The sequence below is a fragment of the Faecalibacter macacae genome, assembly GCF_003687725.1.
Taxonomy (GTDB): domain Bacteria; phylum Bacteroidota; class Bacteroidia; order Flavobacteriales; family Weeksellaceae; genus Empedobacter; species Empedobacter macacae.
On sequence record NZ_RDOJ01000044.1, the window covers coordinates 1 to 1,450 of the forward strand.

Consider the following 1,450-nt stretch of genomic DNA (forward strand, 5'->3'; position numbering starts at 1 on the left):
TCACCTAAAAAAGGAACTAATTGACTCGCTAAGACAAAAGAAAAAAACTAGAGGACCTGCTCGTTCGAAAGAGTCGAAAGATATCAAAATTAAGGATCGTATTTCTATCGATGAAAGACCTCAAGAAGTCATAGGTAGAGAGATTCCTGGGCATTGGGAAGGAGATTTAATTATTGGAAAAGATCATAAATCGGCTTTTGGAACCTTAGTGGAAAGATCTACTCGGGCGGTTATTTTAGTGCATCTAAAAGATAAAAATGCAGAGACCGTTCGAAAGGCTTTTGAAAAGGAATTTAAGAAGCTGCCAAAGCTCATGAAAAAGTCGTTGACATACGATAACGGTACTGAAATGGCTCAGCATAAATTATTCACCAAAAACACCAAAGTACAAGTCTATTTTACACATCCCTATTCGCCTTGGGAAAGACCTACAAATGAAAATACAAATGGGCTTTTAAGAGATTATTTTCCTAAAGGAACTGACCTTTCGATTTACTCAGAAAAAGAACTTAAAAAAGTTCAACGTGAACTCAATGAAAGACCTCGAAAAGTACTCGATGGATATTCGCCTGCTCAAGTTTTTAATCGTATGATTATTCAACAAATTAAATAATCAAAATTTTTACTATTTTTATACTATCGTTGCATTAGCAACTTGAAACCGCCTACACCAACAATATTTATAATTTAACGACCCAAAAGAAACGAAACAATGAATATCTCAGAAAAATATATTTTAGGACTTAAAAAATCATATATTGACAATGGTGCAAGTGAGGATTGGGAATTTTTCGAAAAAGTGAAAGAAGGAGTTAGCATAGAAAAAATTGAACAATTAAAAAAAGTATATCCTGAGATTCCACAAACTTTAATTGATTTACTAAAATATGTTGATGGAACATATTGGAGAAAATTCAAAGAAGAAGAAATAATTTTCTATTTCTTAGGTTCTGATGTTGTAGAATATCCATATTATTTATTATCAGCTGAACAAATAATTGAAAACCAAAATAAAGCTGTTGAGTATTATTCAGATTATATTGAGAGAAAATATAAAGAAGTTGATATTGACGAAAAAATTATAAACAAAGTCAATAATCTGAAATGGTTGCACTTTTCAGATTGTATGAACAACGGTGGAACTTCACAACTATTTATAGATTTTACACCATCTGAACAAGGAAAAAAAGGACAAATAATTAGGTTTTTACACGACCCAGACGAATTTAGAGTAATAGCTGAAAATTTTGAGGAATACTTGCAAAAACTAATTGACAACGAATATGACTTTATCAATGAAGATATTATAGGTTAAAAATACCTGCACATAACATCGGCTTGGCAAAATGCGGGGTTAAGTGCAAAATTGAACTTCTCGTCTTTTTATCCGCCAAAAGCTGTTTGCTTTTGTTTTTTTATTAAATTTACCAAAAGACTCACAGCTTTGGCT

General features: G+C 31.7%; 2 protein-coding genes. Both read left to right on the plus strand.

The annotated features are described in order from the left end of the window. Positions 1-613: IS30 family transposase (locus EAH69_RS13840; RefSeq protein ID WP_121935803.1), on the plus strand; the 613-nt coding region annotated here is incomplete at its 5' end. Between the two features lie 99 nt (positions 614-712). Beyond that, positions 713-1,315: an SMI1/KNR4 family protein gene (locus tag EAH69_RS13845; protein ID WP_121935804.1), complete on the plus strand. Its 603-nt coding sequence runs from the start codon at positions 713-715 to the stop codon at positions 1,313-1,315. Positions 1,316-1,450: the final 135 nt, after the last annotated feature.

Bases quoted from the DNA above. Each gene is read 5' to 3' on its own strand.
- EAH69_RS13845 (WP_121935804.1), top strand. From the start codon at position 713: ATGAATATCTCAGAAAAATATATTTTAGGACTTAAAAAATCATATATT.